The sequence below is a fragment of the Saccharopolyspora sp. MMCC62 genome (assembly GCF_057736575.1).
Genome location: NZ_JBYKCM010000018.1, coordinates 1 through 26271, shown reverse-complemented (window position 1 = coordinate 26271; position 26271 = coordinate 1). Strand labels below are relative to the sequence as shown.

Here is a 26271-nt window from a genome sequence, read left to right as displayed (position 1 = left end):
CGGACGAGCGCCGGATCGACCCGCGGCCCCCGGTGGCCGACGACTCCCCGAGGGGACACCTCGGTGGTGCGCCCGCGGGCACCCGGTCCAGCCGAGGGGAATCCCCGTCTCCGGCCCCGAACCGCCCTTCCGGACCGCCGCGCCGCCGCAGAATTCGCGGAACGGCGGCGCGAACCGCACCGGAAGCCGCCACCACCGCGCGTTCGGAGGGCGAGCATGGCGACCGAGGTCGAGGCGGAGCCCCGCCCCGCCGGCCGACGACGGCACCCGTGCGGCGTGGCGGGATCAGCGCGGTGCGTCGACCTCGGACGCGATCTCCCGGCCCAGGGTCGCCGCGGTCAGCTCCGCGCGGGAGCGGTAGCCGGTGCGCTGGAAGAGCCGGGTCAGCCGGGCCTCCACGCCCTTCTCGCTGGTACCGGCCACGATGGCGACCTGCGAGTTGGTGAGGCCGTTGGCGATGAGCACCGCCAGCAACCGCTCGGTCTCGGCGACGGTGGCCTTCCGGCCGGGCACGGTCACCTTGCGCGCCCGCATCAGCAGCCGCAGCCGGGCCCGGGGGATCAGCGCGTCCAGCTCGCCGTACAGCTCGTAGGCCTCGATGAGCGTCTTCTCCGAGCTCAGCCCCGCGACGGCCACCAGCGCTTCGGCGAACTCCCGGGAACGTCCGGCTGCCCTGCTCAGCGCGACCAGGCGCGCCGCGGCGTCCCGGTCCTGGTGGACCAGCACCCGGGCGAGCAGCCGGTGGCGCCGGGACCCGATCGCGGCGATCCGCTCGGCGCGCTGCCGCGCGGCGTCCAGCCGTCCGGTGGCGACCTCGACTTCGGCCAGCCACAGGTGCAGCTCGGCGGTGCCCGCGACCACGCCCTGCCGCTCGGCCGCCGCGATGCCGGCCGCGACCAGGTGCCGCGCCCGCTGGTGGTCGCCGACCGCGCTCTCCAGCTCCGCTTCGGGCAGCACCAGCAGGTGCGGCGAGAGCAGGTGCCGCGAGCGGGCGTCGGCGAGGACGGCGCGCGCCCGGTTCAGCTGCCCGCGGGCGATGAGGATCCGCGCCATCTCGCGCAGCGCCGCGGTGTCGCCGGGGGCGCCGCCGTGCACGGCGGCGGTGGCGATGCCGAGCCGGGCGTGGTGCAGCGCGCGGTCCCACCGGCCAGCGCCGCTCGCGTCGATCGCCGCCGCGGTCGCGGTCTGCGGGTGGGACCGCTCCGCGGTGGGGAGCAGCGCGCGCAGCAGCACCCGCCGCACGTCACCGTCCTCGACCGGGTCGGCCCCGGGATCGTCGATCCCCAGCCGCGACCCGGCCACCCGCCGCACCAGGCGGCCGAACCGCACCGCGTCGGACCCGCGGGCCGCGGTGAGCTCCTCGTGGGCGTCCCGCCAGCGGTCCAGCAGGCAGAGCGCGACCGCGCGGACCACGGGCCACTCCGCCGCACCGTCCCACCGGGACGGTGCCGCGAGGAAGTCCTGCAGCGCGGTGGGACCGCCGGAACCCGCCAACGCCACCACGTGCACCAGCAGCGCCTCGAACCGGACCGCGGCGGACAGCCGGTCCGGTTCGCGCAGCACCAGCTCGGTGCTCGCCGCCGCGGAGGTGAACCGCTGGAGCAGCGCGCAGGTCGTGGCGTGCCGGTGCAGCGCGGCGATCCGCTCGGCGGGATCGGTGCACAGCTCGACGGCCGTGCGCAACCACCGGTCGGCGAAGTCGGGACGCCTGCCCGCGACCTCGGTGCCGCGGGCCAGCAGCTCCGCCGCCGCGCGGTCCCGGTCGACCAGCTTGCCCGCGTCGGCCAGCAGCTCGGCCAGCCGGTCGCCGTCCGCGCAGGTCGCGGTGCCGGACCACACCGCCTGCACGGCGAGCTGCGCGGTGCGGGACCGCTCGTAGGGACCCAGGTACGCGGTGATCAGGGTGGCCAGCATCGGCACCCGCAGCCGCCAGCCGGAACCCGGCGCCAGCACGCCGTTCGCGCGCAGCTCGGCCAGCGACGCGCGCACCCGCTGCGGTTCCAGCCCGGTCGACGCGGCGATCAGCCCCGGCACGTCGCCGCGCAGCGGGTGCAGCACGGACAGGGCCTTGACCACCGACCAGCTCGGCGACTCCGCGTCGAAACCGGAGAACACCGGGTGCGCCAGCGGCACCCGGGGGATCCGCTGGTCGACGAGGTGCGCGTGGTGGTCGACGACGCGCAGGCACCCCGTCCGCGCGTACCCGTCGACGGCGGCGCGCACCACGGCGGGCAGGCCTCGGCTGCACGCGCGCAGCCGGGCGGCGGTGCCCGGTGCCGGGGCGGACCACAGCAGGTCGGCGAGCATCCGCTCCACGTCGTCGGCGCCCAACGGCCGCAGCCGCTCCTCGTGCACCAGCCCGCGCCTGCGCAGGGAATCGGCGACGGGCCCGGGGTCGGCGACCGGGGTCGGGAACGCGCAGACGAAGGTGACCCGGCTCCCCGCGAGCGCGGCGATCGGCCCGGCCAGGGCCTCCAGCACCTCGGGCGCGATGAGGTGGGCGTCGTCCACCAGCACCACCACCGGTTCGCGGCGGGCGGCGAGCGCGGCGCACAGCCGGTGCAGCGCGGGCGCGCTGCGCCCGCAGGCGTCGAGCAGGCCCACCTGGTCGGCGACCCAGGCGACCAGGTGCGCGACGGTCTTCTCCGGCCGGACGAGCGGGACCTCCGCGGTGGTCACCTGCCGCTCGGCGAGCAGGGCGCGCACCCGCGACAGCACGAGGCTCCGGCCGATGCCGGCGGGACCGGTGATCGCGACGACCGGCGTGGCCGACTCGCAGGCGTCGAGGATCCGGGCGATGACCTCGTCCCGCCCGTGCGGGTGCGGGCCGGGGAACGCCGCGGGCGACTGGTGCTCCTGCGGTGCCGACGTGCGGTGGTCTCGGTGCTTCGCATTGCTCACGGCCTCGAGTATTCCCCCGGCGACCGGCGAGATCCGGGGGCGAGTGATGAGGAATTCCTTACGCGATCCTTAACCGCGCGGCGCTCATCTCCCCAGTTCTTTCGAAGTTCTTAAATGCCTCGGGCGAAGGCCTTTCCGGGCCCGTTCTCCGCCGCGGCGCGCACTAACCTGCTCTCCGGCAGGAGGTCGGGACCGGTGGCGCCGCGCGGCGCCGGGGGAGGGCGCATGGGACGCGAACAGGGATCGGTCGAAGGCCGCGACGACGTGCTCGCCGCGCTGCGGGACGGTCCGCGCGCCGGCGCCGTCCGCGGCCGGTCGGTCGTCCTGCGCGGGCCGACCGGAATCGGCAAGACGCGGCTGATGGAAGCCGCCGCCAAGCGCTGGCGCGCCGACGGGGTCCGGGTGATCGACGTGCGGTGGGGCCTGGCAGGCGCACCGCACGGGTTCGACGCGGTCCTCGACGCGGTGCGCCGGGAGTTCTCCTCCCTGCACGGCGACCCGGGCCTGATCGATCGGATCGCCGCGCTGGACCGGTTGTGCGCGAGCCCCGCCGAGGCGCCCGGCTGGGGCGCCGCCGTCATCGCCGGGTTCGGCGAGGTCTTCGAGCGCATCGGTGCGCTCGGGCCGACCGCGGTGCTCGTCGACGACGCGGCGTCCGCCGCCGACCCGCTGATGCTGATGCTCGTCGTCCGCAGGCCCGGCTGCCTGGTGCTGTCCTCAGTGGACGCCGAGGAGGCGGCGTCCACTGAGGCGGCCGAGCTGTTCGCCCTGGCCGACGACGTGTTCGACCTGGATCCGCTGTCCGCCGCGGACATCGCCGCGGTGACGGGGGACGAACTGGCTGCCGACGTGCACCGGTCGCTGGGCGCGGCGCTCGGCCCGCTCTACGGCAATCCCGGCGCGGTGCTGGCGGTGGTGCGCCGGCTGCACGAGCGCGGTCGCCTGGTGGACGGGGGCGCCGGGCTCGTGCTCGCCGACCCGGCCCGGCCGATCGTGCTGCCCGCCGAGCACCACCTGCCGCGCCGGGTCCGCGAGCTCGGCCACCTCGGGCCGCGGATGCTCGCGACCGCCGCCGCGCTCGGCGGGCTCGACATCGAGGAGCTGCCCGCGGCCGCCGAAGCCCTGGGGGAGGAGCTCGTCGACTGCGGCCGCGTCGTGGACCGGCTCGTCGAGCTGGGCGCGCTGACCGGGGACGGCTGGGACGACGTGGCGTGCCTGTGCCCCGCGCTCGCCGCCTGGGCCGAGGCCGCCGACCCGGCCGCGGCGCGACTGCTGCGCGCCGCGGGACTGGCGGGGCGCCGCGCCGGCGCGCCCGGCCCGCGGCGACCGGCGGTCCGCACCGGGCGGGCTCCGGCGCCCGCGCTGTCGCGCACCGAACTCCGCATCGTCGAGATGGTCGGCGCCGGCCTCACCAACCGGCGGATCGGCTCGGCGCTCAACCTCAGCGAGAAGACCGTCGAGGGCTACCTGACCAGGTTGTTCGCCCGCACCGGCTGCAACTCGCGGGTCGAGCTGGTCGCCGCGAACCTGCACGGACGCCTCGAACCGGGTGCCGCGCGCGGATTCGCTGCGTGACCGCTGCCGCCCCCTTGCCGCACCAGCCCGGCGGAACGCCGCCCGAGGACAGCGCCGACGAGCGGCTCGTGCTGGTGCTGGAGGACGAGCCCACGGTCACCGAGGTGGCGGGCGACTACCTCCGCGCGGCCGGCTACCTGGTGGTCGTCGCCGACGACGCCACCTCCGGTCCGGACCTGGTCCGCAGGCTGCGACCCGACCTGGTGGTGCTCGGCACCTCGTTGCCCGGGACCGTCGTGGACCGGCTCCGCCAGGAGCTGCGGGAGAACCCGGGTCCGCTGCTGCTGCCCCTCGCCGGTGGTGCCGAGGACGACGCGCCCCGGCGGTTCAGCCCGCGCGAACTGGTATCGCGGGTGCGGCGGGCGTTGCCTGCGGAGGCGGGTCCGGCCGACGACGGTCCCGTGCCCGCCGTGGGCGATCTGGTGGCGGACCGGGACGCCCCGGTCGTGCGCAGGGCCGGGCGGGACCTGGAGCTGGCGGGCCCGGAGTACGAGCTGCTCACCTTCCTGATGCGCCACCCGGGCCGGACGTGGCGCCGCGACGAGCTGGCGCGCGAGCTGGGAACGCTCGACGGCACCGCCGCCGTGCTGTGCACCGTCCGCAGGCTGCGGGAGCTGATCGAGGACGACCCGAGCCGCCCCCGGCGACTGGTCACCGTGTGGGGCGTCGGGTACCGCCTCGAACCCGGCGAGGGGTGAATCCCCGGCCCGCCGCGCGGATCAGCCGGTGGCCAGGTCGCCCGCGAGGTCGGTCGACCACGGGGTCCACGGGCCGGCCGCCGGGCCGCTCTGCCGGATGCGGGTGAGCGAGCCGTCCGAGCCGATGCCGTACACGCACAGCCGCTTCAGGAAGTCCCGCGCCACGGAGGTGAGCTCGACGACGTCGCCACCGCGGTCCTTCCACTCCTTCCACCCGGTGCGCCCGGGCCCGGACTGGAAGCTCTCGTGGACGGCGCCGCCCGCGTCCCGGGCGAACACCACCAGCGACCCCTTGGCATCCATCGCGACCCCGGGCCGCTCGGCGAACGTCCCGGGTCCGGTGCGCCAGCTCTCCCAGCCCCGCCAGTCGGTCCACCGGTCGTCCGGGCCGAGCTCGCTGCTCTGCCGGACCTCGCCGGACGCGTCGAGCGCGAACAGCTGCAACCGCTCCTGGAAGTCGATCGCCACCGCTGGGGCGGTGCCCACGGTGCCCTGGATGCCGCGCGGCGCGGTCCACTCGTCGCCGCCGGGCTGGAGCTGGGCCTGCGTGCGCAGCACGCCGTCGGTGCCGAGGGTGAACAACTTCAACTTGTCGTCGACGTTGACGTGGACCACGGGATCGTCCTGCACCGGCGGGACACCGGTGTCCCGCAGCCCGCTCCAGGCGCCGCCGCCCGCCCGCGTCTCGTGGGTCTCCCAGACGGCGCCGTTCGCGGATCGGACGAACGCGAACATCCGGCCGCGGGAGTCCTGCGCCACCGCCGGGGTGCCGACGAGGTCGCGCCCGCCGAGTTCGAGCCACGTCCCGGGCTGCTCGGCAGCGGGGTCGATCTGCGGGTCGTAGGTCAGCGTGCCGCCGGTGGAGACCACGAATGCGGCCATCCTGCCCTGCGCGTCGGCGAGGGCGACCGGATCTCCGCCCGCGCTGCCGCCGAGGTCGACCCAGCCGGTGGTGGTGTCCTCGATCTTGCCGCTGTGGCTGGTGCGCACGACGGTGCCCGCCTTGCTCCTGGCCACGTGGGTCAACCGCCAGCCGCTGTCCGGAACCACCCGCGATGCGGGTTCCTTCGAGTAGCCGTTCATCACCCCGGCGCCGGGGGTGGCCTGCGCATCGATCTGCGGCGGTGACACGGAGCCCGGTGCCGGGACCGGCTCGCCCTCGCCGAAGAAGCCGATCAGCGCGATCGGCGCGGTGACGAGCAGGGTGCCGACCGAGCCGAGCAGCAGCAGCCGTCGCCGCTCGGCGTTGCGCCGACCGATCCGGGGGATCGGCATCGTCCGGGTCTCGTCTGGTTCGGGCAGCGCGCGCCGGGTGGGCCGGTCCTCGCCCGGGTTTCCACCGGAAAGATCGTTGACCGAGTACAGCGGCACTCGCAACCTCCACCTTGCGCAGCAAGATTTTCAAATGTGAAATTACCACTCCGGTTGATCAGGCGGGGGCGGCAGCCGACGCCCGCGGCGGACCCGTCAACCGCCCGCCAGCGGGAGCAGCACCTCGAAGCAGCACCCACCCGGCACGTTGCGCACCGACACGTGACCCCGATGGGCCTGCACGACGCCCTGCGCGATGGACAGTCCGAGTCCACCGCCCCGCTCGGCACCGGGCGTGCGCGGCGCACCCCGCCAGCCCACGTCGAACACCGCGGCCAGGTTCTCCGGCGGGATCCCGCCGCACTCGTCGGAGATCGACACCACCGCCCAGCCGCGCTGCGCCCGCACCCCGAGCACCACCGCCGTGCCGGCCGGGGCGTACTGCAGCGCGTTCGAGAGCATGTTGTTGAACACCCGGGTCATCATCCGCTCGTCCACCGCGGCGACCACCGGCTCGACGCGGTCCGGCCGCAACCGGATGCCGCGCTGCACGGCCAGGTCGGCGAAGCTCGCCACCGCATCGCTGACCAGGTCGTCGACCGCCACTTCGCGCAGGGTCAGGTGCAGCGTCCCGGCCTGGAGCCGGGACAGTTCGAAGAGGTCGTCGACCATGTCGCTCAGCCGGTCCGCGTCCGCGCGGATCTTGCGGCAGTAGTGCGGGAGATCGTCGGCGACCCCGTCCTCCAGGGACTCGGCCATCGCCCGCAACCGGGCCAGCGGGCTGCGCAGGTCGTGCGAGAGCCACGCGACGAGCTGCCGCCGCGACGCCTCGACGGCCTGCTCCCGCTTCCGGGACTCCGCGAGCTTGTCGCTGGTGGACCGCAGCTCCCGGGCCAGCTCGGTGAGATCGGCGGTCGGCAGCTCGTCGGTCAGCCGGAACCGCTGGTCCCGCCCGAAGTCGCGTGCCGCGTCCGTCAACCGCCTGCTGCCCTGCACCACCGAGCGGCCGAGCAGCAGACCGATGCCGATCGAGACCACCCCGGCCACCGCGTTCACCGCCAGGTTCGTCGACACCGGCAGCCGGTCCGCCCCGACCAGCAGCACCACGGTGAGCACGCTGACGTTCATCGCGCACACGGTGATCACGACCACGGCGACCAGCGAGACGTCCACCGAGCACCGGCGCAGCATCCGCAGCACCGCAGCCCCGAGCAGCCCCACCCCGACCGACTCGCAGGCCGCGATCAGCAGGACCGGCCACGGGCTCACCGGGCGGCTCCGGCGTTCGGCGGGTCGAAGCGGTAGCCCACGCCCCACACGGTCACCAGCGCCGTCGGCTGCGAGGGGTCGTCCTCGATCTTCGAGCGCAACCGGCGCACGTGGACGGTGACCGTGGAGGCGTCGCCGAAGTCGTAGGACCACACCTCGCGCAGCAGTTCGTCCCGGCGGAACACCCGCCCCGGGTGGTCCAGGAAGAACGCCAGCAGCTCGAACTCCTTGTTGGTCATCGGCAGCGCGCGCCCGGCCTTGGTGACCGTGTGCGCGGCCTCGTCGACCTCCAGATCGCCGATCCGGCGGACCGGGCTGCTGGGGGCGGGCGGCATCGCGGTCGTCCGGCGCAGCACCGCCTGCACCCGCATCACCAGCTCGCGGGGGCTGAACGGTTTCGTCAGGTAGTCGTCGGCGCCGACCTCCAGGCCGCGCAACCGGTCGTTCTCGCTGCCCATCGAGGTCAGCATGATCACCGGGACCTGGCTGCGCGCGCGCAGCCGGTGGCAGACCTGGATGCCGTTGAGGCTCGGCAGCATCACGTCGAGGACCACCAGGTCCGGCGCGGTCTGCTCGGCCAGTTCCAGGCCCACCGCGCCGTCCGAGACGACCACGGTGCTGTACCCGGCCCGGTGCAGGTAATCGGAGATCACCTGGGCCACTTCGTGATCGTCCTCCACGACCAGCACGCGCTGCCCCCCGGCGCGCGAGCCGCCGTCCGCGGCTGCCCCCGGCTGCGTCATCTTCCGATCCCGTCCCCGATGTCGAGTTCGCCACTCGCCGCCGCCGGGCACCGGCGCGCTGCGCAGCGGCGGAAGGTCCGCTTGGGATCTTCCTCCTGCGGTGGGCGCCGCTGCCGGTGGGGGCGGCCCGCCGGGCCCGGTTCGAGACCGCGGCGGACGGTGTCGTCGTACTCGGTCGGCAGCACCCGTCGCACTCGATCGAGCAGCGCAGCGACGCCGGGAGCGCTCGCGGCGGGCGCACCGGAGCACGCCCGGGCCGGGGAGGTGATCACTCCGCTCAGCGTCGGCTCGCCGCATCACCGCCGCGTCCGGGTGCTGTCCCGAGTTCGTCACGATCCCGCCGCCCAGGGGGAGGGGCCCGGATCAGGTGGCCGAGCGGGGGCCGGGGGTGACGGCGTGCCGCCGGGTGAGCAGGGCGACCGGCTCCCCGCCGACTGCGCTCCCGCCGAGCCGGCTGCGGTGTTCACCGGGTTCACGTGGGGCATCTCCACCGAAGCCCGCGACGGCGTCCCGTTGCGCACCGTCGACGCCGCGGTCGGCCACGTGCTGCGGATCTGGGACTCGCTGAGCACGGCCGGAGCGGCCGGCTCCGCCGGTGCGGGCGACGCGTCGTAGCGCTGGGCGGGCGCCGGTCGGGAACCTGGTTGTGAAGTGGCTCACGGTTCCTTGAGCATGACGTTGCGGCACGCCTTTTCCTTCTCCTCGTCCACGGAAGTCGATCGAGGAGTTGAGGACCATGGCGGACACGAAGCAGGAACCGCGCACCGACGACCGCACCGAGCGGATCGGGCGGCCGACCGAGCTGATCGAGCAGCCGACCGAGCGCACCGAGCAGCCGACCGAGCAGATCGAGGCGGTCGCCGCGCCGAAGCCGTCCGTCCTGGACCAGGTCGGCGGGCCGATGGGATTCCTGTACTCCACGGCGCCCGTCATCGTCTTCGCCGCGGCGAACTCGTTCCTGCCGCTGCCGGTGACCAGCGCCGTCGCCGTCGGCGCCGCGGTGCTGCTGACCGCGTTCCGGATGCTGCGCGGCGAGAAGTTCTCCTCCGCCGTCGGCGGGCTGATCGCGGTCGGCGTCGCGGTCGGGCTCGCGGTGTGGACCGGGTCGGCGAAGGACTTCTTCGCCATCGGGATCTGGGCCGCGCTGGCCGGATTCGTGCTCACCGCGGGTTCGCTGCTGGCCCGGCGGCCGGTGACCGGCGTGGTCTGGAACCTGGTGCACGGCGGGCAGCACGCGTGGCGCGCGGATCGGCCGAGCCTGCGCGCCCACGACCTCGCGACCCTCGCGGCGGCGCTCGTGTTCGGCGCCCGGTTCGCCGTGCAGCAGTGGCTCTACGTCATCGACACCACCGGTGGCCTGGCGGTCGCCCGCGTCGCGATGGGCACGCCGCTGACGGTGCTCGGCGCACTGGTCGTCGTCTGGGCGTTCCGCCGCACCAGCAAGCGCCTCCGCCGGCAGGCGTGAGCGCGGAAAGCACTGGGGCGCAACGGATCCGGAGGACGAACGTGCACGGCACCGCCACCACCGAGCCCACCACCGAGCCCACCACCGAACCTGCCGTCGAACCGACCGCCGAACCCGCCGTCGGTCCCGTCACTGAACCGGTCGCCGAATCAACCGTCGGTTCCGCCACCGAACCCGCCGTCGGTTCCGCCAGCGAACCGGTCACCGAATCAACCGTCGGCTCCGCCACCGAACCGGTTGTCGAATCCGCCGTCGGTTCCGCTACCGAACCGGTCACCGAACCCGCCACCGGCTCCACCGCTGCTACGCGCCCGAGCCTGCGCGACCGGTACCGCGCGCGGCGGGACCGGGCCCGCCGCAGCCGCGCCGCCGACCTGGCCTGGCGCGCGGGCATCGGGATCGCGGGCACCGCGGTGCTCGTCGCGGGGATCATCATGATCCCGTACCCCGGGCCCGGCTGGGTCGTGGCGTTCGCCGGGCTCGCCGTGCTCGGCACCGAGTTCGCGACCGCCCGCCGCGCGCTCGCCTTCCTGCGCCACCGCTACGACCGGTGGGACGCGTGGCAGCGCGGCAGGCACCCGGCGGTCCGGCTGCTGCTGCTCGCGGCGACGGCGGCCGTGGTGCTCGGCACGGTGTGGCTGCTCGGCGCGTTCGAGTTCGGCGCCCGCCTGCTCGGCGTGGACCTCCCGTTCCTGACGTCCCCGCTCGGATGACCGGCCTCCCCGCCGGGCCGGTCGCGGCGGCTCAGCGGCAGGCCGCGAGGGCTTCCGCCGCGGTGCGGTTCCCCGCCGTGGTCCGGGTCAGCGATGCGAGGGACGCCTCGTGCGCCGCCTCGTCGGCGGCCGCCGTGCAGTCCGTGACCACGTGCGCCCGGAATCCCAGATCGGTGGCGTGCCGCGCGGTCTGCTCGACGGTGAGATCGGTGGCGACCCCGGTGAGGAACAGCGTCTCCACGCCCCGCTCGCGCAACCGGACCGCGAGGTCGTTGCCCGCGAGCCCGGACAGCTTCTGGTTGTCCACCACCAGATCCGGCTGCCCGGCCAGCTCCGGGATCAGCGCCGCGCCCGGTGCGTCCGGCCGGAACGACTCCTGCGCCTCGGCGACCGCGCACATGAACGCGGTGTTGCGGACCAGTTCGCCCTCCCCGGCGGGCACGGTGAAGCGGGTGAACACCAGCTCGGCGCCCGCCGCGGCGGCGGCCGCGTGGAACCGCGCGGCACGCCCCACCACTCCGCTGCGCGCGACCGGACCGGCGAGCAGCTCGCCGAAGAAGCCCTCGGGCGCGATGACGTTGACCTGCCAGTGCAGCGCCAGCACGGCGCACTTCCCGCTCATCCCCCGATCCTGCCCTCCGCCGCGGGTCAGCAGGCGTCCCAGGTGTAGTGGAGTTCTGCGGCGAGGGCGGGGACCTTCACGTCGGTGAGTTCGACGACGCGGTCGCCGCTCCAGGTGGTGCGGCGCAGGTGCAGCAGCGGCGCGGGGTCGATGTCCAGCGCCCGCCGTTCCAGTTCGGTCGCCATCGCGATGGTGACGACCTCCGCGTAGCGGGTGGCGCCGTGGCCCAGCTCGTCGAGGCGGGCCGGTGCGCCGCCCGGGCCGGTGTCGGTGCACTCCAGCGCGGTGCCCGCCGTGATCGACCGCGGGTAGCGGGAGACCGCCAGCATCGCCGGGCGGCCGTCGGCGCGCAGCACCCGGTCGCGGACGCAGATCTCGTCCCCGGCGCGGATGCCGAACGGTTCGGCGAAGTCGGCGGCCGGTTCGAACCAGACCTGGGTGGCGGAGCCCGGGGTGAAGCCCTGCGCGGCCGCGTCGGCGAGGAAGGCGCCCTCGCCGCGGTCCCGGCGCGCCCGGCTCAGCCGCTCGCGGGCGTCGAGCCGCACCAGCCGCGGCGGCCCTTCGTGGTCCTGGTGCTCGGCCGCCGCGCTCATCGACGCCTCCTCGGGTTGGTTCCGTCCTCCGCGGCCATCGTCGCACCGCCGCCGATCGCGACGCCCGATCAGCCGCCCGAGTCGGCGTCGCCGATGGAGTGGTCGCGGGCCCGCCGTTCCGGCGCGCGGTACGCGGAAAGGCACCGAGTGCCTCGGACCGAGTGCCGGGCGGAAATGGTCCGCGACGTTTTCACCGGGTGCCGGGTTGTTTCCAGGATCGAGGTTCCGGTGATTTCCGCAGTGCGTGGGTGAAATGCGCGGCGCAATGCGGAAAATGGAGGAATCCGGGCTGCGTCGCGGATCACCGCGGACTCGGGACCAGCGCGGGAGCCGGATGTCGAGGACTGCTGATTTCCCTAGAAGGTCTGCCGGATGCTGCGGCGGTACCCGTTGATCTCGCCTGGTGCTGCGGGGCTCGGAGGCGTTCCTCCGGCCCAACACTGGGAAATCCACTAGATCAACTTCCGGTAGTCCTGGAATAGGTGGCCGGACAATTCGTCCGCTTCCCAGGGCCTTGAGGAGAAATATGAGCGTCACGATCGACTCCGTCGTGCACACGATGACCGGATCGATGGTCTCGGACCCGACGGACGCGTTCTTCTTCGACCACCCGCTGGACCACCTGCCCGCCATGCTGCTGCTGGACGGGCTCGCCGGGCTCGCGTCGGCGTCCCCGGGGCGCGTCGCGGAGCTGGCCGTGGAGTTCCACCACTTCTGCGAGCTCGACCAGCCGGTCGAAGTGCTGATGAGCAGCCCCGCGACCGACGGGGAGCGCTGGGACGCGTACTGCTCCTCCGGCGGGCTCGTCGTCGCCGACGGGCACGTGTCGCTGCGCGACCACCACGACCCGCCACCTCCCGGGCCGGTCGAGCCCGCGCCGAGCCCGGTCGACCGGGAGCTCGTGCACCGCCACCGCGCCGAGAACGTCGCCATCGGCGACTTCGCCGGGGACGAGTCCGGGTGCACCGCGCGGCTCCTCGACTTCGCCCCGGACCACGCGCTGCGCCGCCGCGACCCGCGGCACCGCTCCGCGCTCGAACTCGTCGAAGGCGCTCGCCAGCTGATCACGCTGGTCGGGCACCGGGTGTGGGACGTGGCGCCGGACTGGAAGTACGTGCTCAGCGGGGTGCGGCACGAGCAGCACCGCGCCGTCGCCGCCACCGAGGACGTCCGGTTCCGCACCACCACGATGACCATGCGGCGCAAGCGCGTCGAGTTCGCCGTGGACCTGCTCGCCGCGGGCGACGTGATCGGCTCCGTCCGGCTCACCGGCATGATCGTTCCCCCGCGCGTGTACGACCACCTGCGCTGGGCCAACCGGGAAGCAGCACGATGAACCGCAAGCTGGAAAGCCTCTTCCCGCCCGCGATCTTCCTGTGCGGGATGCTGGTGCTCGCCTGGGGCATCGGCAGCCGCCTGCTCGACGGCGCGACCGGGTACGGCGAAGCCGCCGTCCTGCTCGCCTACCTGGCGTGGACGCTGGTGGAATCCCGCGTCACCTTCCAGGGATCGGTGCAGGAGACCAGTTCCGCCGACCGCGGCAGCCTGCAGCTCTACGGGCTGTCCCGGCTGGCCGTCCTCGCCGCCGTGGCGCTGCCGCCGAACACCTGGGACGGCTGGGGGCTGCTGCGCACCGGTGCCGTCGCCGTGTTCTTCGGCGGAGTCGTGCTGCGGCTCACCGCCGTGCATCGGCTCGGCCGCTTCTACTCGCACCGCGTCCGCACCGTCGACGGGCACGCCATCGTCAGCACCGGGCCCTACCGGCTGGTGCGCCACCCCGCCTACACCGGCATGGTGTTCGCCCACCTCGGGCTGGTCGCCGCGTTCCTGAACCCGTACGGGGTGCTCGCGTTCGCCGCGCTCATGGTGCCCGCCGTGGTGCGCCGCATCCTCGTCGAGGAGGACACCCTGATGCGGCTGCCCGACTACCCCGACTACGCCCGCGACCGCCGCCGGCTCATCCCGGCGGTGTGGTGATGGGAACGGTGACCGCCGCGATGATCCACGACGACGCCCGCCCGTCCAGCGCGCAGGTCGGCAACAAGTTCGCCCGGCTCGCCGAGATGCGCGCCGCCGGGTTGCCGGTGCCCCGCTTCTGCTGCCTCGACGCCGCCGTCTTCCGGGACGTGGCGCGGGAGGTCGACGGCGGGATCCGCCGCGAACTGCACGCCATCGACTTCGCCGACCGCGCCTCCCTCGACGCCGCCGCGAAGGCCATCCGCGACCTGTTCCTCGACGTCCCGTTCCCCGCCGGGGTCGAGCAGGGCGTGCTCGACGCGTTCGACGCGACCTTCGCGCCCGGGACGCTGGTCGCCGTCCGCTCCTCCAGCGTGGGCCGCTCCGAGCGGGAGAGCGAGGATTCCGCCGCCGACCCGTTCGCGGGCATGGGGGAGAGCTTCCTGTACGTGGGCCGGGACCGGGTCCTGGACCGGGTCCGCGAGTGCTGGGCGTCCGGCTTCACCGCCGAAGCGCTGCTGTACCGGCACGCCCAGGGGCTCGCGCTCGACGGGTTCGCGGTGTCCGTCGGCGTGCAGGAGATGGTGCTGGGCGCCAAGTCCTTCGTGCTGTTCACCTGCGACCCGGCCACCGGCGCCGACGACGCGGTGCTCGCCGCCGGGTACGGCATCGGCGAAGGCGTCGTGCAGGAGAAGGTGGGCGTGGACCACTACTTCCTGCGCTCGGCCACCGGCCGCTGCGAGTCGCACCTCGCGCACAAGCCGGAACTCCTCGGCCTCGACCCGGACCGCCCCGACGACGGGCCCGTCCCGCTGCCGGTGCCGCCGGAACTGCGCGACGCGCCGGTGCTCGACGAGGCGCAGGTGCGGGACGTCGCCGCGCTCGGCGCCCGGGTCGCGGCGCTGTTCGGCGCCCCGCAGGACGTCGAAGGCGTGCTCACCGAGGACGGCACCGTCCGCCTCGTGCAGGCCCGGCCCATCGCGATCGACCTGTCCACCCGCAAGCAGTGGAGCAACGCGAACGTCACCGAGAGCTTCTCCGGCACCACGACCGCGCTGACCTACTCGTTCGCCCGCGGCTTCTACCGCACGATCTTCCACGACCTGTACCGCCGCTACGGCGTGGACCGGGCGCTGCTCGACGCGAGCGGGCCCGAGCTGGACCGGATGATCGGCTATCTCGGCGGCCGCGTCTACTACGACCTCGACTCGTGGCTGCACCTGCACGGTCAGGTCGCGTTCTTCCCGCTGCTGCGGGCTTCCTGGGAGCAGATGATGGGCCTGCCCGTCAGCGGCGAGGGCTCGCTGCGCTTCCTGGCGCCGACGCTGCCCGGAGTCGTCGGCAGGCTCGCCGGCCCGCTCGCCCGGCTGCTGCGGGCGCTGGCCCGGCACGACCGGGCCATGCGCGAGTTCGAGACCTGGTGGGAAGGGCTGATCGCGCCGCGCCGCGCGGTGGACTGGTCGCAACGGGACCCGCTGGCCCGGATCGCCGATTTCCGCGCCGTGTGGCGGGAGGTCGGCGCGCACTGGGGCGTCACGCTGATCAACGACTCGGTGCTGTCGGCCACCACCGGCGCCGTCCGCGGGCTGCTCGCGAAGTGGGCGCCGGGGCTGGATGAGGGCGTGCTCAACGACCTGCTGTGCGGCGGTGAGCGCAACCGCAGCGAAGCCGCCGTGCTCTCCGCCGTCGGCCTCGCCGAACTCGCCCGCGCACGACCGGAATTCCTCGCCGCGATGGACGACCGGCCCGCCGCGCACGTGTGGTCCGAAGTGGACGGTGGGCGGCACGGCGACGGGTTCCGCGCCGCCGTGCGGGAACACCTGCACCGCTACGGGGACCGCAGCGTGCAGGACCTGAAGGTCGAACAGCCCACGCTGCGCGCCCAACCCGGCGAACTGCTGCGCATGGTCGCCGACTACGCCCGCGCCGACCTGGACCGGGCCACCTTCGTCGAGCGGGAGGAGCGCATCCGCGCCGACGCCGAGCGGCAGCTCACCGCGGCCCTCGGCGCCCGCTCCCCGAAGCTCGCCGTGCTGCAGCGGCTGCTCGGGAAGCTGCGCCGCAGCGTGCGGCACCGGGAGAACTCGCGCTACTGCCGCAGCGAACTGTTCGGCCTGGCCAAGACGATCTTCCACTCGCTGGGCGCCGACCTCGCCGCGCAGGGCGTGCTGCGCTCCGCCGCCGACGTGGTGCACCTGACCGAGGACGAGGTGTTCGGCTACTTCGACGGCAGCGGCGTCACCCGCGACCTCGGCGCCGTCGCCGCCGTCCGCAAGGCCGAATTCGAGCAGGACGCGCCGGAACTGCCCGAGCGGTTCAGCACCCTCGGCGGCGTCACCACGTCCCTCGGCGCCGTGCGAGCCACCACCGACGGCGGCGGGGGAGAACTGCGCGGTCTCGGCTCCAGCAGCGGCCGCGTCGAAGGCACCGCGCGGATCGTGCTCGACCCGCGCGACCCCGTCGAGCCCGGCGAGGACATGATCCTCATCGCCCGCGAGACCGACCCCGGCTGGCTGTTCCTGATGCTCACCGCGAAGGGCATCGTCGTGGAACGCGGCACCATGCTGTCGCACACCGCGATCACCGGCCGCAAGTTCGGCATCCCCACCGTGGTGTCGCTGCGCGGCGCCACCACCGCCATCCCGGACGGGGCGCGGATCGCCCTCGACGGCGCGTCCGGGGAGGTCACCGTGCTGGAGGTGCCGTCGTGACCACGATCGCCGCCCCCGCGGCCGGTGCGCGGCTGGGCCGGTTCGTGCTGGACGTGTTCCCGCCGAAGGTGTACGGCACGTACGCGGTGCTGTGGGTGCTCGCGCTGGAGGGCTCGCTCGCCGTCGTCACCGACGGCCGGTGGACTCCTTCGGCGGGGACGGCGGTGCGGATCTGCTCGGTCGGGCTGGTACTGCTGTACCTGCGGATGGTCGACGAGCAGAAGGACCTCGACTACGACCGGGAGCACGACCCGGGCCGGCCGCTGGTGCGCGGCTCCATCACCGCGGCCGAGCTGCGGCGCTGGATGCTGCTGTTCGCCGTGCTGCTGGTGGTGGCGAACGCGCTGGTCGCGCCGGCCTCGGTGGCGGTGCTGGTGCTGGACCTGGGCTACGCGCTGCTGCTGGTGGTGCTGGAGCGCCGGTCTGCGTGGCTGCGGGACGCGCTGTTCCCGAACCTCGCGATCACCTATCCGGTGCAGGTGCTGCTGAGCGCGTACGTGTGCCTCTCGGTCACCGGCGGGCTCGGCCCGGTGGCGATCGGGCTGATCGGCTGCTTCTCCTGCGTGTTCCTGCACTTCGAGTTCGCCCGCAAGACGGCTTGGACCGCCCCGGCGCAGGCGCGGATGTACTCGAACGCGGTCGGGCCGGTCGGCGCCGCGGTGCTGGTGCTGGCGGCCCCGGCGCTGGCCGCCGCCTCCGCGGTCGTGCTGTTCCGGCCGTGGGAGTGGGGCGGTGCCGCCGACCTGGTGCGGCTGCTCCCGTACTGCGCGCTGGTGCTGCCCGGCATCGGGGCGCGGCGGTTCTTCGGCGGCGGCCGCGCCTGGCCCGCCGGGCTGGCGATGACCTTCGTCCTCGGGTGGTACGCGGCACTGGTGTGCCAGGCAGCGGTGGTGAGCTGGGCATGACGGAACTGCTGGTGACGGGCGCGACCGGGTTCGTCGGCGCGGCGACCCGCCGGGCGCTGCACGCGCGCGGGATGCGGCTGCGCACCCTGGTGCACCACCGCCGCACCGGCGGCGACGACGAGCAGGTCGCGGGCGACCTGGCCGATCCGGCTTCGCTGCGCGGGAGCTGCGACGGCGTGGACGCGGTGGTGCACCTGGCCGCCGCCGTCGGCTCCGACCCGGACACCTGCCGGGCCGTGAACGACGCGGGCGCGCGGGCGTTGCTGGCGGAAGCGCGCAGTGCGGGCGTGCACCGCTTCGTCCAGCTCGGCACCGCAGCCGTCTACGGCCGCGGCGAGCACCGCGGGCCCGCCGAGGACGAGGTGCGGCCCCGTCCCGAGTCGGTGACCAGCGAGACCCGGCTCGCCGGGGAGAACGCGGTGCTCGCCGCGGGCGGCACCGTCGTGCGTCCCTACTTCGTGTACGGCGAAGGGGACCGCTGGGTGGTGCCCGGCCTCGCCCGGCTGCTCGCCGCGACCGGCAGCACGATCGAGGGAGCCCGGCCCCGGCTCGGCATGGTGTGGGTGGACGACCTCGCCGAGCTCATCGCGACGCTCGCCGTGCGCGCCGCCCCGCCCGGCCGGGTGCTGCACGTGGACCACCCGCGGCCGGTGCCGGTCCGCGCGCTGGTCGACCGGATCGTCGCGGACCTCGGCGTTCCCGCACCGCAGCGGGACATGTCCTACCGGGAGGCGGTGCAGCGGCTGCCCGGGGCCGCCGACCAGCTGTCGCTGCTGGCCTGCGACCGGTACTTCGACTCCACCGCCGCCTGGCGCGACACCGGCCGCGAGCCGACCCCGTTCGAGGTCGGCTTCGCCCGCTCCCTCGCCTGGTACCGCGCTTACCTCGCCGAGGACCGTCCCGGCTGACCGGGGAGGATGGGGCCGGAGCACCGGACTACGGGAGGTCGTCGTGAGCGGAACGTCGGCGGGTGCCCGGCACCTCATCGCCATCGGGATCGGTGCGGGCGACCCGCGGCACCTGACCCTCGAAGCGGTCGACGCGATCGGTCGCACCGACGTGTTCTTCCTGCCGGACAAGGGGAAGCGCACCGAGCGGCTGTTGCAGGTGCGCGCCGAGATCCTGCGCGCGCACGCCGCGGACGCCGCCCGCACCGTCGCCGTGCCCGACCCGCCGCGCGACCGCACCACCACCGGCACCGACGAGTACCGCGCCCAGGTCGACGACTGGCGGCGGCGCCGCGCGGAGCGGTGGACGCGGGTCGTGCACGAGGAACTGGCGCCGGGGGAGACCGGCGCGTTCCTGGTGTGGGGCGATCCGGCGCTCTACGACAGCACCCTCGACGTCCTCGACGAGATCCGCGCCGCCGGTGCCGAGGTCACCTGCGAGGTGATCCCCGGCATCAGCAGCATCTCCGCGCTCGCCGCGCACCACGGCACCACCTGGACCCGGGTGGGCCGCCCGGTGCGGATCACCACCGGCAGGCCCGGGGTGGACCGGCCGGACCTGCCCGAGGACACCCTGGTGATGCTGGACGTGCCCGCGGCGATCGACGCGCGGCGCGGCGGCGGCTGGTGGATCCACTGGGGCGCCTACGTGGGCACGCCCGACGAGCTCTCGGTCGCCGGGCCGCTCGACGAGGTCGCCGACCGCATCGCCGAGGTGCGCGCCGACGCCCGGGAACGGCACGGCTGGATCATGGACAGCTGCCTGCTGCGCCCACCGGCCTGACCCGCTTCGCCCCCGCCCTGCCGGGGGTCGCCACCTGAGCAGCGGGCCCACTCGTCCCCGCCGCGCCAGTGGCTACCGAGCCGTGGTCGCCCCGTAGCGGAGGCCGTCGAAGAGCAGGGCGACGATCTGCGCCGCCTCGTCCCGCCAGCCCTCGGTGGCGCGCATCCCGCACACCCCGCCGAGCGCTCGCAGCACCGTCCACCCGTCCACGTCGCCGCGGATCGTCCCGGCCGCCGCACCCGCTCGGAGCAGCGCGTCGAGGCAGTCGGCCATCCGCCGCCGCGAGTCGGCGAACACGGCCGAATCGGTCGCCAGCACGCTCTCCAGCGCGAAGGACATGCCCCTGCTGGTGGCGGCGTGCTCGACGAGCAGGTCCAGGAATTCGCGCAGCGCCCGGTCCGGCGCGTGCCGTGCGAGCAGCGCGTCCGGTTCGGCGCACAGCTCGTCGAGGGCCTGCCGGTAGATCTCGGCGATCAGCTCTTCGCGGGTGTCGAAGTGGCGGTAGAGGGTGCCGACGGCGACTCCTGCCCGGCGGGCGATCTCGTCCACCCCGATGTCCTCGCCGGCCAGGAACGCCTCCCGCGCGGTCGTGAGCAGGGCTTCCCGGTTGCGGCGGGCGTCGGCGCGCAGCGGGCGTGACGTGGGCAACGGACGACCTCCGAATAAAGTGAGTCCGACTCCGGTTATATGGTGAGTCTGGTTCACTTTACTGGAGGTGCATCGCATGACGATCCCGGACGAAGGACTCGCCGGACGGCGCGTGCTCATCACCGGCGCCAGCCGCGGCCTCGGCGTCGCCATCGCCCGCCGCTTCGCCGCCGCCGGCGCCGAAGTGCTCACCGCCTCGCGCAGCGCGCCCCCGGACGACGTCCCCGGCACGTTCCTGCGGGCCGACCTCGCCACCGCCGAAGGCGTCGCCGACCTCGGCGAACGGGTGCTCGATGCGGTCGGCGGAGTGGACGTGCTGGTCTCCAACGCGGGCGCCACCAGCGGCTGGGCCACCGCGCTGGACCGCGCCGACCGGTCCTGGCGCTTCGACCTCGACATCAACCTGCTCAGCGCCGTCCGGCTCGACCGCGCCCTGGTGCCCGGCATGGTCGAACGCGGCTCCGGCGTCGTGCTGCACGTCTCCTCGATCGCGAGCAGGCTGCCGCAGCGCGGCGACCTGTCCTATGCGGCGGCGAAGGCCGCGCTCAACGCCTACAGCCGCGGCCTCGCCGAAGAAGTGGGGGAGAGCGGCGTGCGCGTGCTGCGGGTGCTGCCCGGCTTCGTCGCCACCGAAGGCGCCGTCGCGCACCACCAGGAGATGGCCGACGAACAGGGCGTCGAGCTCCGCGAGATGCAGCGGCGGATCGCGGGCCGGCTGAACATGCCGATGGGCCGCCCCGGCGACCCGGAGGACGCGGCCGAGCTGATCGCCTTCCTCGCCTCGGAGCGCGCGAAGTGGCTCACCGGCGCCGAATACCGGGTGGACGGCGGCATCATCGCCGCCGTGTGAACCCGGCTCAGGCGCCCAGGTCCGCGGACAGCCAGCGCTCGGGGCGCATCCGGATCACCACGTGCTCGCCGAGCTGCGTCCGCTCGAACTCGACGAACGCGTCGACCTTGTCCGGCGCCAGGTACCGGGCGGCCATCACCCGGGAGGACTCCGCCGACCCCGGCTCGATGGCGAGCACCGGGCCCTCCACCGAGACGTAGCGGACGGTCGGTTCGGTGCGCTGCGCCAACATGCTGAACCGACCGGCGGCCCGGATCGCGCGGGTCTTGCGGGTGTCCGCCCCGGTGTTGATCCACAGCTCGCCGCCGGGTTCGTAGTGGTACCAGATCGGCACCACCAGCGGTGCGCGGCCGGAACCCTCCACCACCGCGAGGGAACCGGTGTGCGGTTCGGCAAGGAAGTTTTCGCGTTCCTGCTGGGAAAGAGTCATGCGCCGACGCTAGCCGCGACCCCCGACCGATGCTCGACTCCTGCTGCTCGGGGGTGGGGCGGCGGAACCTCGGCGCCCTCCTCGCTTCGGGATCGTTTGCCCAGGTGGCTCCGCCACATGCGACAACGCCGTCCTCGCGAGGAGGGCGCTGAGAACCGGCGGCGGTGCCGGTTGCTCGCCGGGTCGCTGCTCATCGGCTTCGCCGCTGACAGGGAAGAGCCTTGTCGTCAGTCGGCGATGAGGTGCTGCCTTCCGAACAGCACCGCGGCGTCCCGCGCCGTCGGAGTGCCCGCGTCCAGGTCGGCACCCGCCTCGCGCAGCACCGCCACCACCTCGTCGGCGCCCTTGAACAGCGCGCCCGCGATCGGTGACTGGTCCCGCGCGTTGCGCCGGTCCGGGTCCGCACCGCGGTCCAGCAGCGCGCGGACCGTGGCGGCGTGCCCGTGGTAGGCGGCGAGCATCAGCAGCGTGTTCGCGTCCGCGTCGGCCACGTCCACCGGCAGCCCGTGCGCCACGAACTCCACCAGCTGCGCGGTGTCGCCCTCCCGGGCCAGGTCCATCGCGATCGCCACGACCCGCTCGGTCTGCTCCGGGGTGAGCTTGCCCTCGCCCATGGAAATCCTCCCCAACGGAAGAGAAACCCCGGCGCGGCACGCGGAATCGCGCGCCACGCCGGGGAATCCGGTCTGACTCAGAGGTTGCCGGCCGCCAGGGCCTCCACTGCCTTGCGGACGCCCTCGCCGTAGGCGGGGTCGGCCTGCGTGCAGTTGTGGATGTGCCGCTCGATGGTGGCCTGCGAGGCACCGTCGATGGCGCGGGCGGTGTTCTCGAACAGGACCTGCTGCTGCTCCGCGGTCATGTTCCGGAACAGGTTCCCGGGCTGCTCGAAGTAGTTGTCGTCGTCCTCGCGGTAGTTGAACCGGTCGGCGACGGCACCCACGGCCTGCTGCGGCTCGCGGTAGGCGGGCTGCTCCTGCCAGCGGCCGTACGAGTTCGGCTCGATGCCGGGGGTGGCGCCCTGGTTGCCGTCGACGCGCATCGCACCGTCGCGGTGGTACGAGTTCACCGGAATCCGCGGCGCGTTGACCGGGATCTGGTGGTGGTTCACGCCGAGGCGGTAGCGCTGCGCGTCACCGTAGGAGAACAGCCGGCCCTGCAGCATCTTGTCCGGCGAGTAGCTGATGCCGGGCACCAGGTTCGCGGGCGTGAACGCGGCCTGCTCCACGTCGGCGTGGTAGTTCTCCGGGTTGCGGTTGAGCTCCCACTCGCCGACCTCGATCAGCGGGTAGTCCTTCTTGGACCACACCTTGGTCAGGTCGAACGGGTGGAACCGGTAGCCCTCGGCGTCGGCCTCCGGCATGACCTGCACGTACAGCTTCCACTTCGGGAAGTCGCCGTTCTCGATCGAGTCGAACAGGTCGCGCTGGTGCGACTCGCGGTCCTTGCCGACGAGGGCCTCGGCCTCGGCGTCGGTGAGGTTCTTGATGCCCTGCTGGGTGCGGTGGTGGAACTTCACCCAGAACCGCTCGCCCTCGGCGTTGATCAGGCTGTAGGTGTGCGAGCCGAAGCCGTGCATGTGGCGGTACGACGCGGGGATGCCGCGCTCCGACATGACGATGGTGACCTGGTGCAGCGCCTCGGGGAGGTTGGTCCAGAAGTCCCAGTTGTTCTCGGCGTTGCGCATGTTGGTGCGCGGGTCGCGCTTCACCGCGTGGTTCAGGTCGGGGAACTTCAGCGGGTCGCGGAAGAAGAACACCGGGGTGTTGTTGCCGACGAGGTCCCAGTTGCCCTGGTCGGTGTAGAACTTCAGCGCGAAGCCGCGGATGTCGCGCTCGGCGTCGGCGGCACCGCGCTCACCGGCCACGGTGGAGAACCGGGCGAACATCTCGGTCTTCTTGCCGACCTCGGAGAAGATGCTCGCCGAGGTGTAGCGGGTGATGTCGTTCGTGACGGTGAACGTGCCGAACGCACCGGAGCCCTTGGCGTGCATGCGGCGTTCGGGGATGACCTCGCGGTCGAAGTGGGCCAGCTTCTCCAGGAACCACACGTCCTGCAGCAGCATCGGGCCGCGGGCACCGGCGGTCATGGAGTTCTGGTTGTCCGGAACCGGCGCGCCCGCGGCGGTCGTCAACGGCTTCTGGTTGTTCTCCGGCAAGATCGGCTCCTGTGTTCGGGATTCATTCGGTTCGTGCGCGGCAGGCCGGGCAGGTGCCCCAGTAGGTCACCTCGGTCCGCTCGAGGGTGAAGCCCCGCGAGTCGCGGACGTCGAGGCAGGGCGCCGCGCCGACCGCACCGCGCACGTCGGTGATGCCGCCGCAGCCGCGGCACACCAGGTGGTGGTGGTCGTCCCCCACGCGGGTCTCGAACCGGGCGGGGGAGCCCGCCGGTTCGATCCGCCGCACCAGGCCCGCGTCGGTCAACGCGCGCAGCACGTCGTAGACCGCTTGGGTGGACACCGAACCGAGTTCGCGGCGGACCGCGGTCGCGATCGCGTCGGTGTCCGAGTGGGGGTGGTTCGCGACCATCGACAGCACCGCCACTCGCGGGCGCGTCACGCGCAGCGAGGCGTCGCGCAGGAGCGCGGTGGCGTCGATGACCGGCATGACCCGAGACAACCAGCTTTTCTGGAATTAGTCAAGTTTAGCTCGGGTGTGGCGTGGCGGCAGGAAGATCACGTCTTCGCAGGTGGGGAGGGCCTGCTGCGGCATTCCGGCGCGGCTGGTTCACCCGGGCGGGTTCCGCGATCTCTCAGCCGCACGCCGCCCCGCAGCGCTCCGGTCGCCGGGCGCCCGCGGAGCGGAGCGGGGGCTCGAGCACCCGGAGGTGCGCCTCGCCGCGCTGCCGCGGAGTCCGGCTGGACGCCGGGAACTCGGAGCCGCGACCGCCGGATCGCCCGGACGCGCAGCGGCGTGCGGCCGCCGGCGAGCTCACCGGTACGCGGCCTCCGTCCACAGGTGGAACACCGCGTGCGCCCGGTGCGGTGACCACGCCCGAGCCCGCCGCACCGCGGCCGCCGCCGACTCCGCGCCCATCGCCCGCCGCAGCACCAGATCACCCGACGGGAACGCATCCCCGTCGCCGAACGCGCGCAGCGCCAGGTACTCCACCGTCCACGGCCCCACCCCCGGCAGCGCCGCCAGCTCCCGCCGCACCTCCGCGCCCGGGCCCAGCGGCAACCCGTCCGCGGCCGCCGCGGCCAGCGCCAGCACCGTGCGGGCGCGCGAGCGCGGCACGCCCACCGCCGCGCGCAGCTCCTCCAGGGGCACCGCCGCCAGCGCCTCCGGAGCCGGGAACGCGAGCAGCCCGCCCGGCCGCGGAGCGCCGTACGCGGTCAGCAGCCGGGCCGTGAACGTGCGCGCCGCGGCCAGGCTCACCTGCTGGCCCAGCACCGTCGACACCGCGCCCTCGAAGCCGTCCGGATAGCTCAGCACTCGCAACCCCGGCCGCGCCGCCACCAGCGGCCCGAGCAGCGGATCGGCCGCCAGCGCCGCGTCGATCCGCGCCACGTCCGCATCCAGGCCCAGCCAGTGCCGCACCAGCGCCGCCACCTCGTCCGCCGCGCTGCCGAACTCGCCGGACACCGCCACGTGATCCGCCGCCAACCGCACCGACACCTCGACGGGACCACCCGGCAGCGGCAGCAGGCGCACCACGCACCGCCGCGCGCGGTCCACCCGCTCCAGGCCCGGCACGGCGTGCGCGGCCAACGCCGCCAGCGCCGCGTCCACCGCGAACGGGCCGCGGACTGGGAACCGCAGCGTCACGACCCCGGCCACAACCCCGACGAACCCCGGCGGTGGCTGCCCAGCAGGTGCGTGTCCACCATGCCCACCGCCTCCATCAGCGCGAACATCGTCGTCGGGCCCACGAAGCGGAAACCCTTGCGGCGCAACGCCTTCGACAGCGCTACCGACTCCGGGGAAGTGGTCGGGACCTCGCTCATCGTGCGCGGGCGCGGCGTCCGCTCCGGGCGGAACGACCACACGAACGCGTCCAGCCCGTCCTCCGCGCGCAGTGCCACCGCGGCCTGCGCGTTCCCGATCGTCGCCCGCACCTTCGCCTGGTTGCGCACGATCCCGGTATCGGCCAGCAGCCGCGCCACGTCCTCCTCCGAGTAGGCCGCCACCCGGTCCGGGTCGAAATCGTCGAACGCCTTCCGGAACGCCGGGCGCTTGCGCAGGATCGTCGCCCACGACAGGCCCGCCTGGAACGCCTCCAGCGAGATCCGCTCGAACAGCGGCTGCTCGCCGCGCACCGGCAGGCCCCACTCGGTGTCGTAGTACTCCCGCAGCAGCGGATCGGCCGCGGCCCACGGTGGACGGGCCAACCCGTCCGCCCCGACGATCAGGTCCTGCTCGCGCACGCTCCGCCTCCGCGTTCCGGGGCCATTCCGGTGACCCGCAAGGTGATGTTGAGGCGACCCGCGCGCATACCGCACGCCGGGTCCGCCGTGCCCGGGCGCACCGCCGGAACACCGTGGTACGCCAGCCGCGACGGGCCGCCGAACACGAACAGGTCCCCCGACGACAGCTCCACGTCGGTGTAGGGGTGGCCACGGGATTCGGGATTGCCGAACCGGAACACGCAGGTGTCGCCGATGCTCAACGACACCACCGGTTCCCGGGAGAGCTCGTCCTTGTCCTGGTGCATGCCCATCTTGGCCTGCTCGTCGTAGAAGTTGATGAGCGCCGTGTCCGGGCGGTAGTCGTCGGCCGCTCCCGGGCCGTACGCCGCGGCCAGCGCCTCGCGGCCCAGCTCGCCCAGCCGGTCCGGGAACGGTGCGACCCGCGCGCCGCCGGCGTCGTCGGCGGTGCGGCTGTAGGCGTACGGGTACCAGTGCCAGCCCAGGCACACCGTGCGCACCGACATCCGGTGCCCGCTCGGCAGCCGCGCCGCCCGCATCGGCACCGGGCCGCGCGCCCACTCCCGGCACGCCACGACCAGCTCGCGCTGCCGCTCCAGCCCCAGCCAGCCCGGCACGTGCACCGCACCCGGCGCGACGACCCGCGGCGGCAGCGAGAACAGCGGTGCACCCATCGCAGCCGATCCTCCTCCCCGGCGGGCCCCCCCCCCCCCCCCCCCCCCCCCCCCCCCCCGGGGGGGGCGCCCCCCCCCCCCCCCACCCCCCCCCCAGCGCCGCGCACCCACCC

At 74.2% G+C, this 26271-nt stretch carries 26 protein-coding genes; 12 read left to right on the top strand and 14 right to left on the bottom strand.

From position 1 onward, the window contains the following. Positions 1-285: 285 nt before the first annotated feature. Positions 286-2901 carry an AAA family ATPase gene (locus AC29IT_RS28180; protein ID WP_488220700.1) on the bottom strand — a complete coding sequence of 872 codons (2616 nt, stop codon included), beginning with the start codon at positions 2899-2901 and terminating at the stop codon, positions 286-288. Positions 2902-3126: 225 nt separating this feature from the next. Between AC29IT_RS28180 and AC29IT_RS28175 the strand changes: the two genes are divergently transcribed. Together AC29IT_RS28175 and AC29IT_RS28170 are read left to right on the top strand one after the other, a co-directional pair. Beyond that, a complete protein-coding gene (locus AC29IT_RS28175) occupies positions 3127-4476 on the top strand; it encodes a helix-turn-helix transcriptional regulator (RefSeq protein ID WP_488220699.1) in 1350 nt (449 codons plus the stop codon). Next, positions 4473-5174, top strand: coding sequence for a response regulator transcription factor (locus AC29IT_RS28170; RefSeq protein ID WP_488220698.1), 702 nt, complete (start codon positions 4473-4475; stop codon positions 5172-5174). Before AC29IT_RS28175 ends, AC29IT_RS28170 begins: the two co-directional genes overlap by 4 nt. 21 nt (positions 5175-5195) lie before the next feature. Here AC29IT_RS28170 and AC29IT_RS28165 read toward each other — a convergent pair whose 3' ends face one another. From AC29IT_RS28165 to AC29IT_RS28155, 3 genes are all read right to left on the bottom strand, one after another. Beyond that, positions 5196-6545, bottom strand: coding sequence for a PLL family lectin (locus AC29IT_RS28165; RefSeq protein WP_488220722.1), 1350 nt, complete (start codon positions 6543-6545; stop codon positions 5196-5198). A gap of 96 nt (positions 6546-6641) precedes the next feature. After that, positions 6642-7754 carry a sensor histidine kinase gene (locus tag AC29IT_RS28160; RefSeq protein ID WP_488220697.1) on the bottom strand — a complete coding sequence of 371 codons (1113 nt, stop codon included), beginning with the start codon at positions 7752-7754 and terminating at the stop codon, positions 6642-6644. Then, positions 7751-8497: a response regulator transcription factor gene (locus AC29IT_RS28155; protein WP_488220696.1), complete on the bottom strand. Its 747-nt coding sequence runs from the start codon at positions 8495-8497 to the stop codon at positions 7751-7753. The genes AC29IT_RS28160 and AC29IT_RS28155 overlap by 4 nt, the downstream gene beginning before the upstream one ends. A 396-nt stretch (positions 8498-8893) precedes the next feature. Here AC29IT_RS28155 and AC29IT_RS28150 point away from each other — a divergent pair, with 396 nt between their 5' ends. The 3 genes from AC29IT_RS28150 to AC29IT_RS28140 all read left to right on the top strand — a co-directional run bounded on the left by AC29IT_RS28150 (position 8894) and on the right by AC29IT_RS28140 (position 10675). Beyond that, positions 8894-9112, top strand: coding sequence for a hypothetical protein (locus AC29IT_RS28150; protein WP_488220695.1), 219 nt, complete (start codon positions 8894-8896; stop codon positions 9110-9112). A gap of 121 nt (positions 9113-9233) precedes the next feature. Then, on the top strand, positions 9234-9962 hold the full coding sequence (locus tag AC29IT_RS28145) for a DUF3159 domain-containing protein (RefSeq protein ID WP_488220694.1): 729 nt from the start codon (positions 9234-9236) through the stop codon (positions 9960-9962). Positions 9963-10003: 41 nt separating this feature from the next. Then, entirely contained in the window at positions 10004-10675 is a 672-nt protein-coding gene (locus tag AC29IT_RS28140) for a TIGR02611 family protein (RefSeq protein WP_488220693.1), read from the top strand. Between the two features lie 31 nt (positions 10676-10706). Here AC29IT_RS28140 and AC29IT_RS28135 read toward each other — a convergent pair whose 3' ends face one another. Together AC29IT_RS28135 and AC29IT_RS28130 are read right to left on the bottom strand one after the other, a co-directional pair. Then, the gene (locus AC29IT_RS28135) at positions 10707-11297 is read right to left on the bottom strand and encodes a cysteine hydrolase family protein (RefSeq protein ID WP_358444081.1); all 591 of its coding nucleotides are present in this window, start codon (positions 11295-11297) and stop codon (positions 10707-10709) included. Positions 11298-11323: 26 nt separating this feature from the next. Next, positions 11324-11890 carry a UTRA domain-containing protein gene (locus tag AC29IT_RS28130; RefSeq protein WP_358444084.1) on the bottom strand — a complete coding sequence of 189 codons (567 nt, stop codon included), beginning with the start codon at positions 11888-11890 and terminating at the stop codon, positions 11324-11326. Positions 11891-12416: 526 nt separating this feature from the next. Here AC29IT_RS28130 and AC29IT_RS28125 point away from each other — a divergent pair. Genes AC29IT_RS28125 through cobF form a run of 6 tightly spaced genes read left to right on the top strand, consistent with a single transcriptional unit; the run spans position 12417 to position 19193 of the window. After that, positions 12417-13226, top strand: coding sequence for an AfsA-related hotdog domain-containing protein (locus AC29IT_RS28125; RefSeq protein ID WP_358444087.1), 810 nt, complete (start codon positions 12417-12419; stop codon positions 13224-13226). Further along, the gene (locus AC29IT_RS28120) at positions 13223-13867 is read left to right on the top strand and encodes a methyltransferase family protein (protein ID WP_488220692.1); all 645 of its coding nucleotides are present in this window, start codon (positions 13223-13225) and stop codon (positions 13865-13867) included. The genes AC29IT_RS28125 and AC29IT_RS28120 overlap by 4 nt, the downstream gene beginning before the upstream one ends. Then, positions 13867-16557: a PEP/pyruvate-binding domain-containing protein gene (locus AC29IT_RS28115; protein WP_488220691.1), complete on the top strand. Its 2691-nt coding sequence runs from the start codon at positions 13867-13869 to the stop codon at positions 16555-16557. Before AC29IT_RS28120 ends, AC29IT_RS28115 begins: the two co-directional genes overlap by 1 nt. Continuing rightward, entirely contained in the window at positions 16554-17462 is a 909-nt protein-coding gene (locus AC29IT_RS28110) for a hypothetical protein (RefSeq protein WP_488220690.1), read from the top strand. The genes AC29IT_RS28115 and AC29IT_RS28110 overlap by 4 nt, the downstream gene beginning before the upstream one ends. Beyond that, a complete protein-coding gene (locus AC29IT_RS28105) occupies positions 17459-18370 on the top strand; it encodes an NAD-dependent epimerase/dehydratase family protein (protein ID WP_488220689.1) in 912 nt (303 codons plus the stop codon). Before AC29IT_RS28110 ends, AC29IT_RS28105 begins: the two co-directional genes overlap by 4 nt. 43 nt (positions 18371-18413) lie before the next feature. Next, positions 18414-19193 (top strand): precorrin-6A synthase (deacetylating), encoded by a 780-nt coding sequence (gene cobF, locus AC29IT_RS28100; RefSeq protein ID WP_488220688.1) that lies wholly within the window; start codon positions 18414-18416, stop codon positions 19191-19193. 72 nt (positions 19194-19265) lie between these two features. Here cobF and AC29IT_RS28095 read toward each other — a convergent pair whose 3' ends face one another. Further along, positions 19266-19841: a TetR/AcrR family transcriptional regulator gene (locus AC29IT_RS28095; RefSeq protein ID WP_358443984.1), complete on the bottom strand. Its 576-nt coding sequence runs from the start codon at positions 19839-19841 to the stop codon at positions 19266-19268. Between the two features lie 76 nt (positions 19842-19917). Between AC29IT_RS28095 and AC29IT_RS28090 the strand changes: the two genes are divergently transcribed. After that, positions 19918-20691, top strand: coding sequence for an oxidoreductase (locus tag AC29IT_RS28090; protein ID WP_488220687.1), 774 nt, complete (start codon positions 19918-19920; stop codon positions 20689-20691). Positions 20692-20698: 7 nt separating this feature from the next. On the opposite strand, the gene AC29IT_RS28085 is transcribed toward AC29IT_RS28090, so the two are convergent. The 7 genes from AC29IT_RS28085 to AC29IT_RS28055 all read right to left on the bottom strand — a co-directional run bounded on the left by AC29IT_RS28085 (position 20699) and on the right by AC29IT_RS28055 (position 26158). Continuing rightward, positions 20699-21121 carry a pyridoxamine 5'-phosphate oxidase family protein gene (locus AC29IT_RS28085; RefSeq protein WP_358443980.1) on the bottom strand — a complete coding sequence of 141 codons (423 nt, stop codon included), beginning with the start codon at positions 21119-21121 and terminating at the stop codon, positions 20699-20701. 227 nt (positions 21122-21348) lie between these two features. After that, on the bottom strand, positions 21349-21735 hold the full coding sequence (locus AC29IT_RS28080; RefSeq protein ID WP_488220686.1) for an ankyrin repeat domain-containing protein: 387 nt from the start codon (positions 21733-21735) through the stop codon (positions 21349-21351). Between the two features lie 77 nt (positions 21736-21812). Then, entirely contained in the window at positions 21813-23276 is a 1464-nt protein-coding gene (locus AC29IT_RS28075) for a catalase (RefSeq protein ID WP_358443974.1), read from the bottom strand. Between the two features lie 22 nt (positions 23277-23298). Beyond that, positions 23299-23724: a Fur family transcriptional regulator gene (locus tag AC29IT_RS28070; RefSeq protein WP_488220685.1), complete on the bottom strand. Its 426-nt coding sequence runs from the start codon at positions 23722-23724 to the stop codon at positions 23299-23301. A 324-nt stretch (positions 23725-24048) separates the two neighbouring features. Continuing rightward, positions 24049-24885, bottom strand: coding sequence for a DNA-3-methyladenine glycosylase family protein (locus tag AC29IT_RS28065; protein ID WP_488220684.1), 837 nt, complete (start codon positions 24883-24885; stop codon positions 24049-24051). Then, entirely contained in the window at positions 24882-25484 is a 603-nt protein-coding gene (locus AC29IT_RS28060) for a DNA-3-methyladenine glycosylase I (RefSeq protein WP_488220683.1), read from the bottom strand. The genes AC29IT_RS28065 and AC29IT_RS28060 overlap by 4 nt, the downstream gene beginning before the upstream one ends. After that, positions 25466-26158 carry an alpha-ketoglutarate-dependent dioxygenase AlkB family protein gene (locus tag AC29IT_RS28055; protein ID WP_488220682.1) on the bottom strand — a complete coding sequence of 231 codons (693 nt, stop codon included), beginning with the start codon at positions 26156-26158 and terminating at the stop codon, positions 25466-25468. Before AC29IT_RS28055 ends, AC29IT_RS28060 begins: the two co-directional genes overlap by 19 nt. Between the last annotated feature and the right edge of the window lie 113 nt (positions 26159-26271).

Coding starts and splice junctions, on each gene's coding strand:
- AC29IT_RS28105 (WP_488220689.1), top strand. CDS start 17,459: ATGACGGAACTGCTGGTGACGGGCGCGACCGGGTTCGTCGGCGCGGCG.
- AC29IT_RS28155 (WP_488220696.1), bottom strand. CDS start 8,497: ATGACGCAGCCGGGGGCAGCCGCGGACGGCGGCTCGCGCGCCGGGGGG.
- AC29IT_RS28080 (WP_488220686.1), bottom strand. CDS start 21,735: ATGGGCGAGGGCAAGCTCACCCCGGAGCAGACCGAGCGGGTCGTGGCG.
- AC29IT_RS28115 (WP_488220691.1), top strand. CDS start 13,867: ATGGGAACGGTGACCGCCGCGATGATCCACGACGACGCCCGCCCGTCC.
- AC29IT_RS28145 (WP_488220694.1), top strand. CDS start 9,234: ATGGCGGACACGAAGCAGGAACCGCGCACCGACGACCGCACCGAGCGG.
- AC29IT_RS28125 (WP_358444087.1), top strand. CDS start 12,417: ATGAGCGTCACGATCGACTCCGTCGTGCACACGATGACCGGATCGATG.
- AC29IT_RS28130 (WP_358444084.1), bottom strand. CDS start 11,890: ATGAGCGCGGCGGCCGAGCACCAGGACCACGAAGGGCCGCCGCGGCTG.
- AC29IT_RS28090 (WP_488220687.1), top strand. CDS start 19,918: ATGACGATCCCGGACGAAGGACTCGCCGGACGGCGCGTGCTCATCACC.
- AC29IT_RS28135 (WP_358444081.1), bottom strand. CDS start 11,297: ATGAGCGGGAAGTGCGCCGTGCTGGCGCTGCACTGGCAGGTCAACGTC.
- AC29IT_RS28055 (WP_488220682.1), bottom strand. CDS start 26,158: ATGGGTGCACCGCTGTTCTCGCTGCCGCCGCGGGTCGTCGCGCCGGGT.
- AC29IT_RS28070 (WP_488220685.1), bottom strand. CDS start 23,724: ATGCCGGTCATCGACGCCACCGCGCTCCTGCGCGACGCCTCGCTGCGC.
- AC29IT_RS28085 (WP_358443980.1), bottom strand. CDS start 21,121: ATGACTCTTTCCCAGCAGGAACGCGAAAACTTCCTTGCCGAACCGCAC.
- AC29IT_RS28175 (WP_488220699.1), top strand. CDS start 3,127: ATGGGACGCGAACAGGGATCGGTCGAAGGCCGCGACGACGTGCTCGCC.
- AC29IT_RS28120 (WP_488220692.1), top strand. CDS start 13,223: ATGAACCGCAAGCTGGAAAGCCTCTTCCCGCCCGCGATCTTCCTGTGC.